11 protein-coding genes and 1 pseudogene are annotated in these 14159 nt (G+C 65.4%); 5 read left to right on the plus strand and 7 right to left on the minus strand.

Annotation, left to right across the window (positions count from 1 at the left end; genetic code table 11):
- Positions 1–147 precede the first annotated feature (147 nt).
- The 3 genes from A9X05_RS13500 to A9X05_RS13510 form a co-directional block, all read right to left on the minus strand.
- The gene (locus tag A9X05_RS13500; protein ID WP_067756421.1) at positions 148–564 is read right to left on the minus strand and encodes an MmpS family transport accessory protein; all 417 of its coding nucleotides are present in this window, start codon (positions 562–564) and stop codon (positions 148–150) included.
- A 284-nt stretch (positions 565–848) separates the two neighbouring features.
- Positions 849–1466 carry a TetR/AcrR family transcriptional regulator gene (locus A9X05_RS13505; RefSeq protein WP_067756383.1) on the minus strand — a complete coding sequence of 206 codons (618 nt, stop codon included), beginning with the start codon at positions 1464–1466 and terminating at the stop codon, positions 849–851.
- A gap of 137 nt (positions 1467–1603) precedes the next feature.
- Positions 1604–2533: an alpha/beta hydrolase gene (locus A9X05_RS13510; RefSeq protein ID WP_067756387.1), complete on the minus strand. Its 930-nt coding sequence runs from the start codon at positions 2531–2533 to the stop codon at positions 1604–1606.
- A gap of 164 nt (positions 2534–2697) precedes the next feature.
- Between A9X05_RS13510 and A9X05_RS13515 the strand changes: the two genes are divergently transcribed.
- The 3 genes from A9X05_RS13515 to A9X05_RS13525 all read left to right on the plus strand — a co-directional run bounded on the left by A9X05_RS13515 (position 2698) and on the right by A9X05_RS13525 (position 5782).
- Positions 2698–4041 carry an aldehyde dehydrogenase gene (locus A9X05_RS13515; RefSeq protein WP_067781969.1) on the plus strand — a complete coding sequence of 448 codons (1344 nt, stop codon included), beginning with the start codon at positions 2698–2700 and terminating at the stop codon, positions 4039–4041.
- A gap of 172 nt (positions 4042–4213) precedes the next feature.
- Positions 4214–5221 carry a GTP-binding protein gene (locus A9X05_RS13520; protein ID WP_067756390.1) on the plus strand — a complete coding sequence of 336 codons (1008 nt, stop codon included), beginning with the start codon at positions 4214–4216 and terminating at the stop codon, positions 5219–5221.
- A 330-nt stretch (positions 5222–5551) separates the two neighbouring features.
- The gene (locus tag A9X05_RS13525) at positions 5552–5782 is read left to right on the plus strand and encodes a DUF6400 family protein (RefSeq protein WP_231969111.1); all 231 of its coding nucleotides are present in this window, start codon (positions 5552–5554) and stop codon (positions 5780–5782) included.
- A gap of 1014 nt (positions 5783–6796) precedes the next feature.
- On the opposite strand, the gene A9X05_RS13530 is transcribed toward A9X05_RS13525, so the two are convergent.
- Together A9X05_RS13530 and A9X05_RS29680 are read right to left on the minus strand one after the other, a co-directional pair.
- The gene (locus A9X05_RS13530; protein ID WP_067781955.1) at positions 6797–7486 is read right to left on the minus strand and encodes a sensor domain-containing protein; all 690 of its coding nucleotides are present in this window, start codon (positions 7484–7486) and stop codon (positions 6797–6799) included.
- A 233-nt stretch (positions 7487–7719) separates the two neighbouring features.
- Complete coding sequence (locus tag A9X05_RS29680; protein WP_197499055.1) at positions 7720–8082, minus strand: lipoprotein LpqH; 363 nt, start codon at positions 8080–8082, stop codon at positions 7720–7722.
- Between the two features lie 407 nt (positions 8083–8489).
- On the opposite strand from A9X05_RS29680, the gene A9X05_RS13540 reads away from it, so the two are divergent.
- Positions 8490–10175 carry a GMC family oxidoreductase gene (locus A9X05_RS13540; protein ID WP_067781958.1) on the plus strand — a complete coding sequence of 562 codons (1686 nt, stop codon included), beginning with the start codon at positions 8490–8492 and terminating at the stop codon, positions 10173–10175.
- Between the two features lie 137 nt (positions 10176–10312).
- Here A9X05_RS13540 and A9X05_RS13545 read toward each other — a convergent pair whose 3' ends face one another.
- Together A9X05_RS13545 and A9X05_RS13550 are read right to left on the minus strand one after the other, a co-directional pair.
- Positions 10313–10921: an LGFP repeat-containing protein gene (locus tag A9X05_RS13545; protein WP_067781964.1), complete on the minus strand. Its 609-nt coding sequence runs from the start codon at positions 10919–10921 to the stop codon at positions 10313–10315.
- 180 nt (positions 10922–11101) lie between these two features.
- Complete coding sequence (locus A9X05_RS13550) at positions 11102–13147, minus strand: serine/threonine-protein kinase (protein WP_067781966.1); 2046 nt, start codon at positions 13145–13147, stop codon at positions 11102–11104.
- 534 nt (positions 13148–13681) lie between these two features.
- Between A9X05_RS13550 and A9X05_RS13555 the strand changes: the two are divergent.
- Positions 13682–14159, plus strand: a pseudogene (locus A9X05_RS13555) (GGDEF domain-containing protein); the annotation flags it as partial.

Genomic DNA, 14159 nt, shown 5'->3' on the forward strand with positions numbered 1-14159 from the left:
GAACGACGACATTGAGCACCGCGATGAGCGCGATCCAGCCGATGATGATGGGAACCGCGAAGGTTCGGATGATCCGCGGGATTCTTTCCCGTACCGGTTCGTCGGCCACGGGAATGGTGTCGGTGCGGGCGTCATCGAAGTGTGCGCTCATGCGGATTTCACCAAGCAGAAGGTCAGGGCGTGCACGCCGTTGGTTTGGTTCTCGGCCTTGACTTCGTCGTCGATGGTGATGCGACAGCCCAACGAATTGCCGTCGCTTTGGGCCGAGAGGTTCGGGAAGACCGATGGGGCAGTCGTGCTGAGCACCAGCGTCCACGGCAAGGGCGCACCGTCGACCCGCTTCGGGTCGGCAGACAAATCCAAATAGTTCACGTTGGCCGTGCTGGCCGTGCCGAAGACCTCGTACTTGACGACCTTCGGCTTGAACGGCTTGGAATCGTCCAGCCGTGGGCTCGTCATGATGCCCGTGTCGTGGGCTCCGAAGAACGACTTGACCCGCGCCACCGCGAAGCCACCGATGACCAGGACCGCGACGATCAGCAGCGGCAACCATGTGTTGCGCATAACCTTCGAGATCTGCACCTAGGGAATTCCCTTCCTCGTCATCCGATCGTGACGTGGTCAGTCATGCGCGACGGCTTACGGTGCGCCGCAACGGTTTCGGCGGTCGCCTCGGTCCGTACAGGTTCGATGGTCAGAGGTAGCGGTCTCACGAGAACGCCGGTCGTCGCCCCCAGTGCGACACGCGCCGTGCGACGCGGAGGCGTTCCCGAGTACCGCAGAACAGAGCATAGTACATACTGTGCATTTGTTGCACACCATGCAACGATTGCGGTCGGTGTTTCAGGTCACTTCGTGAAGATGCTGTTGACCAGCGCGGCCGCTCGCTCGACATGGGGCATCGGCGTGTCGTCGGCGTCGCCCTCGCCCCTCGACCACCGCTCGATGCCGGAGCGCACCGCCGTCAGCGCCAGCGCGGCGATCAGCGCGACGATTTCGTCGTCGGGTTGCATGCCCTGGCGGCGGGCGACGATGTCGGTCAGGTGAGTTTGAAACCGTTCCAGGTCGGCGAGGAACGCGGCCAGCACCGCCGGCGAGGTTTTGGCGAGTTCGAGCATGTGTGCTGCGTGTTCGCGGCGTGGGGGCACGTCGCGAAGATGGTGGGCGGCCAGCGTGATCAGCTCCGCCAGCACCTCCGAGTACGGGGCAGGGCCGGCGGCGACGAAATCCGCTACCAGTTCGGGGGGTATGTCGGACGGCCCGTAGGCGATCGCCGATTCTTTGTTGGGGAAGTAGTTGAAGAAGGTGCGCGTCGAGATGCCGGCTTCGGCGCAGATCTCGTCGATGGTGACCTTGTCGTAGCCGCGTTCCACCGTGAGGCGCACCGCGGCGTCGCGGATGTCCGCGCTCGTTTGGCGGCGACGGCGCTCGCGTAGACCCATCTGATTGACGACCACGGCGTCCATAGTTGCACATTCTGCACACTTTGCAGTCAAAAAGTGACGGCATTCGCCGTCCAGGCGTCTGCCGGCATCCCGTTCGCCTGCGCTGCGCTGGGCGGAAAGTGTTCGCGCACAAGCGGGTCGGCCGCTGCGCGCGCGGTTTATGCCGCGGATGGGGCGAGCGCGTCGCGAAGGTGATCGCACTGGCTCGCGAAGAATTTCACCGACACGGGCGCGTTATCCACAATCTGGTCGAAGGCGTGAAACGCGCCGGGAGCGATCTCCTCGTGCACGGGGACGCCCGCCTCCCGCAGGCGCCGCGCGTACTGCCGGCACTCCTCGTAGAAGAGGTCCAACGTTCCGACCCCGATCCACGCCGGCGGCAGTCCGGAGAGATCGTCCCGCCGCGACGGGGCGGCCTCTTTGGCGTCGGCGCCGCCGAGATACCAGCGCCACGCCAGTTGGTTGTCGGTCTCGGTCCACATGATGCGCCTCTGACCGCTGCGTTCGGCGCCGGTCCGATCGTCGAGCATGGGATACACCAGCATCTGGAAGGCGAGTTTGACGTCACCGCGGTCGTGAGCCCGTTGCGCCACCGCGGCCGCGAAGAGCCCGCCGGCGCTGGCCCCGCCGACGGCGAGCCGATCGGGGTCCACCCATGGTTGGCGTGCGAGCCACCGCAGCGCCGCGTAGCAGTCCTCGACCGGGATCGGGTACGGATGTTCGGGTGCCACGCGATGTTCCACCGCCGCGATCGCGACACCGGTGCGGTTCGACAGCTTGCGCAGGAACTTGTCGTCCTGGGCGGCGCGACCCATGATGGTCCCGCCGCCGTGGACCCACAACATGGCCGGGGCGCGGCCGGGAAGATCGACCGGACGATGCAGACGAACCGTGACGTGCTCGTCGACCGTCGCTTCCGGCACGTCCCGCAACCGGCCGGCCGTTCCGAAAAAGTTCATGATCGTCCGCTGGACTTTGAGCCCGCGCTGGAGCGCATACCCACGCGGAAGGAACCGGGCAACCTTGCGCAGACCCGGATCCACCGCCTGCGATGAGGTAAAGGCGTTGCCGGGGAACCGTTTTGCCATCGAAGCCCTCTGTTTCTTCCGCTCGCGGACACGCCGACCATACCGGATCGGCATGGCGTCCCGAGGCGTTCTTCACCGCGCTGACCAGGGATTCTTGCCGGTCGCTGATTGGTCGAGCCTGGGGCAGGGTATCCGCTGTCGTGGCTTCGACCCTTACCAAGATCATCAGCGTCCTGGATCCGCGCACCGGTGACACCGTCACCCAGGTGCCGATCACCGAGCCGGCCGACTGTGATGAAGCGGTCAGGCGTGCGGCGGCCGCCGCCGGCGACTGGGCCCGCACGTCGCCGGCCGAACGCGCCGCCGCCGTGGCGGCCGCAGCGGGCGACCTACGGGCCGCGGCTGACGAACTCGCCGAACTGAACGAGCGAGAGACCGGCAAGCTGAGCGGCGACGCGCGTGGCGGCGTGAACGCGGGCATCGACACGCTCCTTCAGTACGCCCAACTCGGACCGTTGCACCGCGGCAGCGCCCTGCAGGGCGGCTGGTCCGCAACCGATTTGATGGTGCCCCAGCCGCGCGGCGTCGTTGCGGTGATCACGCCGTGGAACGATCCCGTGGCGGTGGCGGCCGGACTGCTCGGAGCGGCCCTGGTTACCGGGAACACTGTGGTGCACAAGCCCAGCGAGCGCTGCCCGCAGACGGGCCGGCGCTTCGCCGAGCTGCTGGCGGCGCGGTTGCCCGACGGTGTCCTCGAAATCGTGGACGGTGACGGCACCGTCGGGGAACGGTTGGCGGCCGCGGAGCTGGTCGATGTCGTCGCGCACGTCGGCAGCAGTGCGACGGGCCGAGAGATCGCGCGGGCCTGCGCCGAGCGGGGCGCGAAGGCCCTGCTGGAGAACGGCGGAAACGATCCGTTGATCGTCGACGCCGACGTGGATCCGGCGTGGGCGGCGGGGCAGGCGGCGCTCGGTGCCTTCGCGAATGCCGGACAGATCTGCGTCTCGGTGGAGCGGGTCTATGTCGTGCAATCGATCGCCGACGCATTCCTCAACGCGTTGATCGACGAGGCGATCGCGTGGGCCGACCGCATCGGACCGCTGGTCGACGAGCGCCATCGCGAGCACGTGCACACGCATGTCGAGGAGGCCACCCGCGCCGGGGCCCACGTTCTGGTCGGCGGCGAGCCGCGACCCGGGCCGGGTTCGTTCTACCCGCCGACGGTGTTGACCGACTGCACGCCCGACATGCTCATCATGCGCGAGGAAACGTTCGGTCCCATCGCGCCGGTACGGGCGGTGCCCGACTTCGCCACGGCACTGGCCGAAGCCGCCGACGACCGATACGGCTTGGCCGCCACCGTGCTCACCGGCGGCATGGCGCACGCCCAGGACGCGTGGCGTAAGCTTCCCGTGGGGACCGTCAAGATCAACGACGTCTTCGGCGGTGCGCCGGGCGGCGCCTCCGAACCCCGCCGTGCCAGCGGCGCGGGCTTCGGCTTCGGGCCCGAACTACTCGACGAGATGACCGCCATGAAGGTGGTGCACTGGTCGGCGCCCGGCGGCTGACCGGCCGATGGGCTAGGAGTCGATGTCAGTCTCGCCGCCCCGGTCGCGGCAGTAGCCGCGGCTCCTTGCTGAGCATTGTCGGCAACGCTGGACTCCGACCCGGCGGCGAGCACACCGATCAAGCTGCGCCGGTTAGCATCGGATGTCCGGACGTCGAAGTGGAGGGTGAGGCGTGGCTGCGGTACCCGTCATCGCCCTCACTGGTCATCTCGGGGCCGGCAAGACGACGTTGCTCAACCACCTGTTACGCCATCCTCGCACGCGAATAGGTGTGGTGGTCAACGACTTCGGCGACATCAACATCGACGCCGCCTTGGTCGCCGGCCAGGTCGACGAGCCAGCGTCGATCGCCGGAGGATGCATCTGTTGCCTGCCCGACGGCGGTGGGCTCGACGACGCACTCATCAAGCTCGCCAACCCGGCTCGGCGCCTCGATGCCATCGTCGTCGAGGCCAGCGGTCTGGCCGACCCAGTGGCTATCGCGCGGATCATCGGCTTCAGTGAGATCCGCGGGATTCGCCCGGGCGGGCTTGTCGACGTCGTCGACGCAGTGAACCACTTCGACACCGTCGACTGCGGCGCCCTGCCGCCGGTGCGCTACGGTGCGGCGTCGCTGATCGTCGTCAACAAGATCGACCAGGTGCCCGAGGGCGAGCGGGCGGCCATGGTGCAACGCGTCACACACCGTGCCGCGCAACGTAACCCGCGCATACATGTCGTGGCGACGACGGGTGGCCGGATAGCCCCGGAGCTACTCTTCGACGCGTCCGCCACGTCCGGCCGGGTTGGGCAGCTCTCGTTCCTGGATCTGGCGCCCGAGCATGACCATGACCACGTCCATGCCGACGCCGTCGCCGTCCGCAGCTCCGGATGCGTCGACCCCAATGCCCTGTTCGACCTTCTCGAAGATCCGCCGCCGCGGGTGTTCAGGCTGAAAGGGATCGTGGCAGTGCGCCACCGCGCGACCGTTCATGGCTATGTCGTCAATCTGGTAGGTAGCGCAATCCACATCGGGCCTGCGCCGCGGGGGGCCGTGGCCAATCGTCTTGTGGCGATCGGAATGGATCTCGACGTCGATGCTGTCCGTGCGCGGGTCGACAGCGCGCTGCAGCCGGCCCCGGGGCGGGCGTCGGCGCAGGCCCTGCGGCGGCTCGACCGCTATCGGCGCCTGAGTGCGTGAGAAACGATTCGGCTGAATTCGTTCGAGATCGTGGCCTGCGCGCGGCGGTTAAGTCGTGAATAACCCTGCGCTGCAGCAATATTCGTCACAGTGACGTATTGCCGGCGACGGACCTGGGGGACGGGGGATAGGGTCCGGGGCCCGCTTCCGGGCAGGTAGCCGCCCGACGGCCGCGTCGTCACGGCGTGGCTCGTCGGGTTCTCGGTGCCACAGTGACGGGGGCCGGGTGTGACCAACGTCAAGTGACAATAGTGACCCAGTTCATAGCCCGCGGGCCACTAATTAGGCCATCCTTACCATTCGTTTGCATACCTAATGGCTGGGAGCGCGATGGCCGACCTCGACTTTGGCTACGACCTGACCCTCGACGAGGCGCGTAGACGCAGCGCGATGCTCGAGGCGACGGGTGACGACTGGGACCCTGTCGCCGTGCTTGAAGAGGAAGAAAAGGCATACGAAATGCTGTACTCGAATCTCGATGAGGAGCAGCAGCGGGTCTACGACGAGTTGGTCCGCGCCGGCGTGTTGCCTGAACGGACGACTGCTCGTGCTACCGATTGATCCGACGGCCGACCGTGGCCGGCGTGCATGGTTGCCGTGTCCGCGCTGCGATCACCGCGCCAGATGTGGCGATTGTCGAAGCACCCGCAACTGCGATACGCACTGGCAGTACCTCCTGAGTAACAGGGGCACGCTGGTGCATCTGCAGTGCTCGGATTGCGGCCATCTCTGGTCGACCGACACGCATCGCAGCGCGGCCCCCAGGCGCTGGCGACACAATTCGAACTGACCTCCCGGCCAGGGCTCTGGGGTGGGACGGGGTAATTCGTCACGGTGACGCATTGGTCAGGTCCTTGGCGGGGAAGCGGAGATCGGCGGGCGTCGCTTGTTGGCGTGCGAAGCCGGTCGCCGAATGTTCGTGCCATCGAGCGTGCACCCATGGCGGCGCTTGTCGGCGTGTCGCCGCCGTGAGCGCACGCTCGAAGCCCTGACCGCACACTCGATGCCGCGGGGTGCGCCGCCGGCTGTCGACGTCTCACCGGTGAGCGGTTCGTGGGCCAGATCTCGCGAAGGCGGCCCATTTCTGAAAACCGCTTCGCAGGCTTCGTGCCGGTAAGTGACGCAATACCGCTGAGCCGCATAGACTTTCGTCACGGTGACGTTTTGGGGCTGGGTAGGCGGAAAGCCGGATCGGGGGTGCCGGCCACTTAATTGCCACTTAACTGCCGCATCCCAGCGCTCATTTGGGTGTGCGCCTATGGTGGCGCCGATCGGCGTGTCGCCGCCGTGGGCGCACACTCGATGCCCTGAACGCACACTCGATGACGCGGCCGAGGGTACCGGCGGTTGGCGCGATAGCCGGCTCGACCGGGTAATTGCAGGTCGGGGCCCGCGAAGGCGGCTCTCGTCCGCGACCGGGCTATACCCGTTGTGCCGATAAGCGACATTATGTCAAGTTACGCCTGGGATTCGTTATCCTCTCCTGTATCAGCTCATTTCGCGGTTAGTGGGATCGAGGCGTCGACAAGTTTCCAGACGTTTGTCGACGCTCTCCGACCGCTCGGTTGTCGAAGCTTAGGAAATCTTCTTCGCGATATGCTCTGCGATCTGCGCACCCCGGTCGCCGACATTGTCGGCGCATGCGCTTACATCGATCACCACGTTGTTGGAAGCCGTCAACGCGCGTTGGCACGCCCAAACTCCTCCACCGTCTTCTTGGACCCTCGTTATCGTCAAGACGCCGTCCTCGGCGCGGGCCTTACTCAGCGTCCAGTAGTGCGCCGTGGGGTCTCCCGGGTCGTGGAGATCGACGCGCCGGTCATCGCAGTTCGCCCAGCCCGTGACCTGGCTGGCGTAGAAGTCATGGGCGGCCAATCCTCCCGGGAACGACACCACCGCCTGGTATGCCACATGATCGGCGTTGTCGCGTCGGTCCTTCAGCTTCTGCATGCGCACAGCCGTCCAGCCGCTGCCTTGGTAGGAGTAATCCTGTGCCTCGGCCCAGACCAAACATCCATCAGCGAGAGGCTGATTCGTGTACATGGTGTCGCCGGTGTCGACCACCTCCATGTGGGCGGCCATGATCGAGCCAATTTCAGTCGGGCTGAGCAGCAATCCGGACAGGGCACCGGGTGGCAACGGTTGAGGAGCATGACCCATGGTCGGGGCCGCTACCACTGTGCCGCTGACGGTCGCCGTGCACCCGGCTGTCAGCGCGGACAGCGCCAGGATTGCGAGCGCATGGCTGCCTGTCGGCGCGCTCATTCCCCTCGTTCTTCGCATCGTCCCCCTAGCCGCCAAACTGATCAGTCGTCACCAAGTGCGAAGCCACTCCCTGTGCTTCTGGGTCATCGCCTGAATCGACATTGTGCCCACGCTATCGTGGCTGCTGTCATTTGGTTAGCCGGTCGCCCGGACCTCCTGGACGGACGGCCGTGGCGCACAGTCGATCCCAAGTCGTCGCTGGAGGGGCCGGTAACGCGCCGAGGCGAGGATGCTCAACGCGGGCAGGTTGCTCTAAACGTGAAATCACTGAGTTTGGTGTAATCGTGAAGCTGTTTGATCTTGCCAGTCACGGTGTAATTGTCACCGTCTCGCGTCAGCGTTGGTGGCGGTGCTCCTCCGGTCGATGTCGGCTCCCAGAAGTAGGCGATACCACCGGCGCTGAAGTCCAAAGTTTCAAGCTTGCCGCCCGCGGCATCGACGGTGACACCTTCACCGGACTGCGTTTTGGCCGTGACGATCACCGCGCCGCCCATATCGCGGCATTGGACGTCATGCAGCGGGAAAGCTGTGCCGGCCAACGTCAATGAGTCGCTATGTGTCGCAGAGGCATCGGTTGACGTGGTGGTTGACTTCACCGAGGCAGCCGTTACCGATGGATGGCTGCAGGCCGTTGTTGGGATGCTAGCGACAAGGAGCAGAATCGCGGCTGTAGCTCCACTGGAGGACGTTGATCTGGGCAATGGCGAGCTGTCCTATGCAGGATTTACAAGTGAACTGCGCACCGAGATTCGGCACTGAAAAAGAATCCGGCCGGTGCATCGGCGGCTGCCGTCGCACATGCCAATCGTATCCAAACACCCCCTGCTAACTTGCGGCAACAGCAGGCTGCGCCAGACTGGAGGGCTCGCAGTAAAGCTACGCGTACTGCCCTGCCGTCAACGGTTCTCGCTCATCAGTCACGGCCAATCATTCCTCGACGGGATGTGGTGGTCATCGCGCACACTAGGACTCGTATCCGACGCCGTGGAGGACCGATACCGGAATGAACCCGGTGGCCGAATTCGACTTCATCATCGTGGGAGCAGGCAGCGCCGGCTGCCTGCTCGCCAATCGACTCAGCGCCAACCCTGATCGCCGTGTCCTCCTGATAGAGGCCGGCGGCCAAGACGACTGGTTCTGGATCAAGGTGCCGGTGGGCTACCTGTACACCATCGCCAATCCCCGCACCGACTGGTGCTTTACGACCGAGCCCGACCCCGGCCTGGCCGGCCGCAGCATTCACTACGCACGCGGCCGCGTGATCGGCGGTTGCTCGTCGATCAACGCGATGATCCACATGCGCGGACAGGCAAGTGACTACAAGCTCTGGGCACAGGCCACCGGTGACGAGCGCTGGCTCTGGGGTGGCCCGGACAGTCCCGGCGAGACACTGGCAATCTACAGAAAGCTGGAAAACTACTACGGCGGAGCCGACGACTGGCACGGCGCCGGTGGTGAGATCCGCGTCGAGCTACCGCGGGTGCGCTGGAAGATCCTGGACGCCTGGCAGGCCGCCGCCGCCCAGGTGGGCATCTCCCCGATCGATGAATTCAACCAGGGCGACAACGCCGGCTGTGCGTACTTTCACGTCAACCAACGGCGCGGCCGTCGCTGGTCGATGGCCGATGCCTTCTTGCATCCCATCGCCCACCGGCCGAATCTCACCGTCTACACGCAGACCCAGGCCTTGCGGCTTCTGATGGACGATCAGGTCCTCGAGGATCAGCGCCGGGGCGCCTGGACCACGGCCCGGCACCGCATCGCCGGTGTGCGGTTGCTCAAAGGCGGCCACATTGTCGACGTCCGAGCCCGGAACGAGGTGATCCTGAGCGCCGGAGCGATTGGCTCGCCGCATCTGATGCAGGTCTCGGGTCTCGGCCCGGCCGGCCTGCTCGCCCAGCATCAAGTGCCGGTGGCCGTCGATCTGCCAGGAGTGGGCGAAAACCTCCAAGACCACTTGCAGCTTCGAACGATCTACCGGGTCCAGGGCGCCCCGACCGTCAACACCCTGTACAGGAACTGGATCACCCGTGCAGGCATGGGGCTTCAATACCTGCTGTTGCGGTCGGGGCCCATGACGATGCCGCCTTCCACCCTGGGGGCTTTCGCCAAGAGCGACCCCGCGCTGGGAAGTGCCGATCTGGAGTGGCATGTGCAGCCCTTGTCGTTGCCGAAGTTCGGCGAACCCCTGCACCCCTTCGGCGCGATCACTCCCTCGGTCTGCAATCTGCGACCCACTTCGCGAGGCCATGTGCGGATGGCCAGTGCAGATCCCCTGACCTATCCGAAGATCTTCTGCAACTACCTGTCGACCGACGTTGATCGTCAAATCGCCGTGCGGGGCCTTCGGATGACCCGGCAGATCATGGCGGCGCCAGCTCTGGCCCGCTACCGCCCGCAGGAGTTGCTTCCCGGCCCGCAGCTGGTGAGCGACGAAGACCTGCAGAACGCGGCCGGTGAACTCGGCACGACTATTTTCCACCCGGTGGGCACCTGCGCGATGGGAGCCTTTGACGCGCACGGTCGGCCACGGGCGCCCGCCGCGGTGCTCGATACCGACTGCCGTGTGTATCGCGTCGCAGGCCTTCGGGTGGTCGATGCCTCGGCTATACCCACCATCATTTCCGGCAACACCAACGCGCCGGTCATGCTCATCGCCGAGCGCGCAGCGCGGGCGATTGTGGGATAAGTCGGCCACTCCAGGGCCGAAGGTCGGCGGACTCGAAGTCGACACCAAACGACGTCCTGGCCCCCGATTGCGGCCAGTGGAACCTCCACCATGCGAGTCATCCAAATGGCGGGCCAGGGCGCTGCCCGCAATTCGAGCTAGAGCCCGGACGGGACGACCTTGTCGTTCACCGTCACCGCGACCTGGCCGGTCGTCGGGTTGTACTCGATCTTGCCGTGCTCGAAGGTCGACACCTGCAGGTCGCCCAAGGCGTTCACGTCGCTGGTGGGCGAGCCCAGCGGACCTGCGGAACCGTTAGTGCCGGTGACCGCAGGCGTGCCGTCCGGGCCACGTGGGACATTCCAGGCCTCCCGGATCTTGCCCACGATGATGTACGCGGTTGTGCCCGCCGCGCCGTTCCTGGCGGTGATCGCGCCGCCCTGGAATTGCTGGAACACCACGCCGCTGTCCCGAGTCCCCGCGTTGCGGTCACCCGTCAGCGGCTTGCCGAGTGCCTTCTTCTGATCCTCGGTTGCCGACGAGTACTTGACCGCGATCGGGCCGGTCAGAGTCACCTCGACGTCGCGCTCCCCTATCAGCTTCACCTCGGTGGGCGGCGCCGGGGCTTTCGACGTGGAGGTGGCGCTCACCCCGACCTGAGGCGGCGCCGACGCGTCGACGCTCTTGCCATTGCTGCAGCCCACAGGGATCAGCGCGACGGCGGCCAGGCCGACGATTGCCGCGTGGCGGTTTGCGATCGTTCTCATAGGCTTCCTTTCGCGTCTTCGTGTGGTGGATCGAGTTGCGGCTGACCTTTTCGCCCGGACGTGACTTCAAACCGAATCACTTGAATGCGCCAGCGATCGCCCGAACGAACTTACAACGCCGTCATAGACGGCAAGCCAGAGCACCGAGTAAAGATCCACCGGTGCGCGATGGCTCCGACGTCAGCGCTCGATCACTGTCAACGAGCCATGGTCAAGGTCGCTGGTGACGTAGGCGAAGTGCGTGTTTGGGTCGACGGCGATGGCGAGCGGATTGTTTCCGACGGCAAGGATTCCGGTGACGATGTGTTTGGTGGTGTCGACCACGGACACGGACCCGCCGCTGTAGTTGGCCACGTACGCGGTGTTCGTCGGGGGGTCCACTGCGACCCCCGCGGGGCGTTGCCCGACAGGCACACTAGCGGTGACGCTCAGGCTGTTGGTGTCGACGAAGGACACCGATGCATCGTCGCCGCTGGCGATATAGGCGGTGTGCGATGCGGTGTCGATGGCGATGCCGGCCGGGTGGACGCGGAGCGCAACGGTACCGATGACAGTTCGGTTCGTGGTATCGACAACCGTCACCGCGGGATCGGCAGTGGTGACAAACAAGCGGTGCGCGGTCCGATCGATGGCTACCCGGCTTGGACCTTTTCCGGTAGGCACCGTCGCGGTCACGGCATGCGTTGTCACGTCGATCACCGACACCGATGCGCTATCACCGTTAGTGACATAGGCGATCCGGGCATCCGGGTCGACCACTACCCCGCCGGGGTGGCTCCCGACACCGATTTTGGCGATGACCGTGCCGTTGGTGGTGTCGATGACCGACACCGAGGAGTCGTCGTAGTTGGTGACGTAGACGGTCCGGGTCGACGGATCCACGGCAACGCCCACCGGGTGGCGTCCTACCGCGATGGTGGCTGTGACCGTACGACTGCCGGTATCGACCAGCGACACGGAGTTGGAACCGGTGTTCGCGACATAGGCGGTGTGTCCGGCGGAGTCGACCGCGACTCCAAACGCGCCATTGCCTACCCGTACCGAGGTGGCGACCGTGGGTGGACCACTCGGCACTGCGATGACCCCCGAACTGGGCGTGCCTCCCCCGCTCGGCGGCGCGGCCGCCGCCGCAGATCCGGTCGTCTGCGAAGATCCCGCCGTTGATGTAGGAGATCCGTGCGTTGAAGTATGTGTGCGCAGAAGGTATAGGCTCGCGGCCCCCAACGCCATGACCACTCCAATCACCGCGGCGGCGACCACCCAAGATCGCTTGGCGCGCTTGCGGTTCCCGGTTATCTCCTGCTGCGGACCGGGGTGCAATGGCTTCCGCCCTTGCCGTGTTGGCTCACTCGGCCATGAGGCCACTCGAGTGGGGACAGTGGCGGTGTGTGACTGCGCGCTCGGGTCCGGACGGCGTAGCGGCACCGTGATCGCATCGCGCGCGGCTCGTGCCATGTCAACCGGGGTGGCGTAGCGCTGCGCAGGGTCTTTGGCCATGCCGGTGGCGATGACCGCGTCGAATGCGGGCGGCGCGCCGGAGTCAGAAGGGCGCGGCGGCGGCGCCGACAGATGCCCTGCCAATTGTTGCTCGATGCTGTCGCCCGGAAACGGGGCGCCTCCCGTCAAGCATTCGTAGAGCACGCAAGCAAGCGCGTAGATGTCCGAGCGTGCATCGGCCTCACCGACTTTGAAGCGCTCGGGTGCCATGTAGCGCAGCGTGCCCACCACCGCGTCCGTACCAGTCAGACCGGTCTCGCCGAGAACACGAGCGATCCCGAAATCGATCAGATACGCAAAGTCATTTTCATCGAGCAAGATGTTGGAGGGCTTGATGTCCCGATGCACCAATCCAATCTTGTGCGCGGCGTATACGGCGTGTGCCACCTGCTCGACGATGTGCACCGCGCGTGCCGGAGACATTGAACCGGAGGCCAGCACGGTCGCCAGGTCCCGCCCTTCGATCAGGCGCATGTCGACGAATAGCCGTCCGTCGATCTCGCCGTAGGTGTGTATTGGCACCACGTGAGGGTTGTTCAACCGTGCCGCTGAGTGGGCCTCGCGACGGAATCGCTGTTGAAACGTCTTGTCCCCAGCAAAATGCGCCGGGAGTACTTTCAGCGCGACTATCCGGTCGGTGACGGTGTCATAAGCTCGCCAGACCTCTCCCATGCCGCCCCGGCCGAGCAAATTGATTAATCGGTACCGGCCGAACGGGGTCCCGTCCATGGAAACCTCCCGACGCAGCAATTCAGCAACACCATAGTCCCACTGCTGACACGGTTTGGGGAAAGTCCCGCAACGGCCGATTCCGGACCAAATCGCTGCTAACCCGTTGTCAAGATCGAACCCGCGGCGACGCCAATCACGGCCACAGGGGCCACCGAAATCATCGTGATCGCCGCGTTGCACGAGCTCTTCTTCCGGTCTGTTGGCCGCACCGGTAGCGCGTGAAGCCAACTTCGGTATGGGCGACGGTGAACACTGACCGGCACGCCGCAATCCCAATCGCCTTTTGCCAAGCGGCCTCGCCGTTACGATTATTTCCCGGGAATTACGCCGTTAATCGGCGGCCCGCCGATTCGGAGATCTAGCGGCTTCATTGAGCGTGTCGCGGCATGCTTTAGTAGCGTTAACCCGCAAACGAGCGCTCGCCAAATGGCGATGTCAGTAATTGGCCGAGCGTCAGCACATGACCGGGAGATTGACCGGATGGGTCCAAGCCTCCGAGGCCCAGGCGGCCGTTGGGCAGGCCGATACCGGTTGCGGTTGCGTGCTGACGCGGGCAGCGGCTTTTACGGCAGGCATCAGGTTCGGCTGCTGCGAATCTATTTGGGCGCCACCACGTTCCTCTACACCTGGGGTGTTGTGTTCAGCACCTTCATCCGAATCCATCCCGGGCTGAAGCCGGGGAACCCGACCGGAGGCATCGCGGCGGTCGTGCTCGGCGCCGCGGCGTTGGCGTGGTTGGCCGTCAGGCCCGACAAACCCGGACCGGCGACGGCCGTGGCGATCGTCGCCACACCCATGGTGATGGCCTTCCACGTCGCGATCGTCGCCGAGTTCGTCTGCCTGATCGCCCCGATGTTTCTGGCGATGTACCTCCGCGGGTTCTACTCGCCGCGCCGGGGCGCGCTGCTGGTCGGCGCGCTTACCGTGGCGTGTGTCGTCGCGCTTGCGCTCGCGCCCATGCCCAAGTTGTACATCGACTACCTCATCTTCGTGATCGCGATTGTCGGCG

The sequence above is a fragment of the Mycobacterium sp. E3298 genome, assembly GCF_001666895.1.
GTDB lineage: Bacteria > Actinomycetota > Actinomycetes > Mycobacteriales > Mycobacteriaceae > Mycobacterium.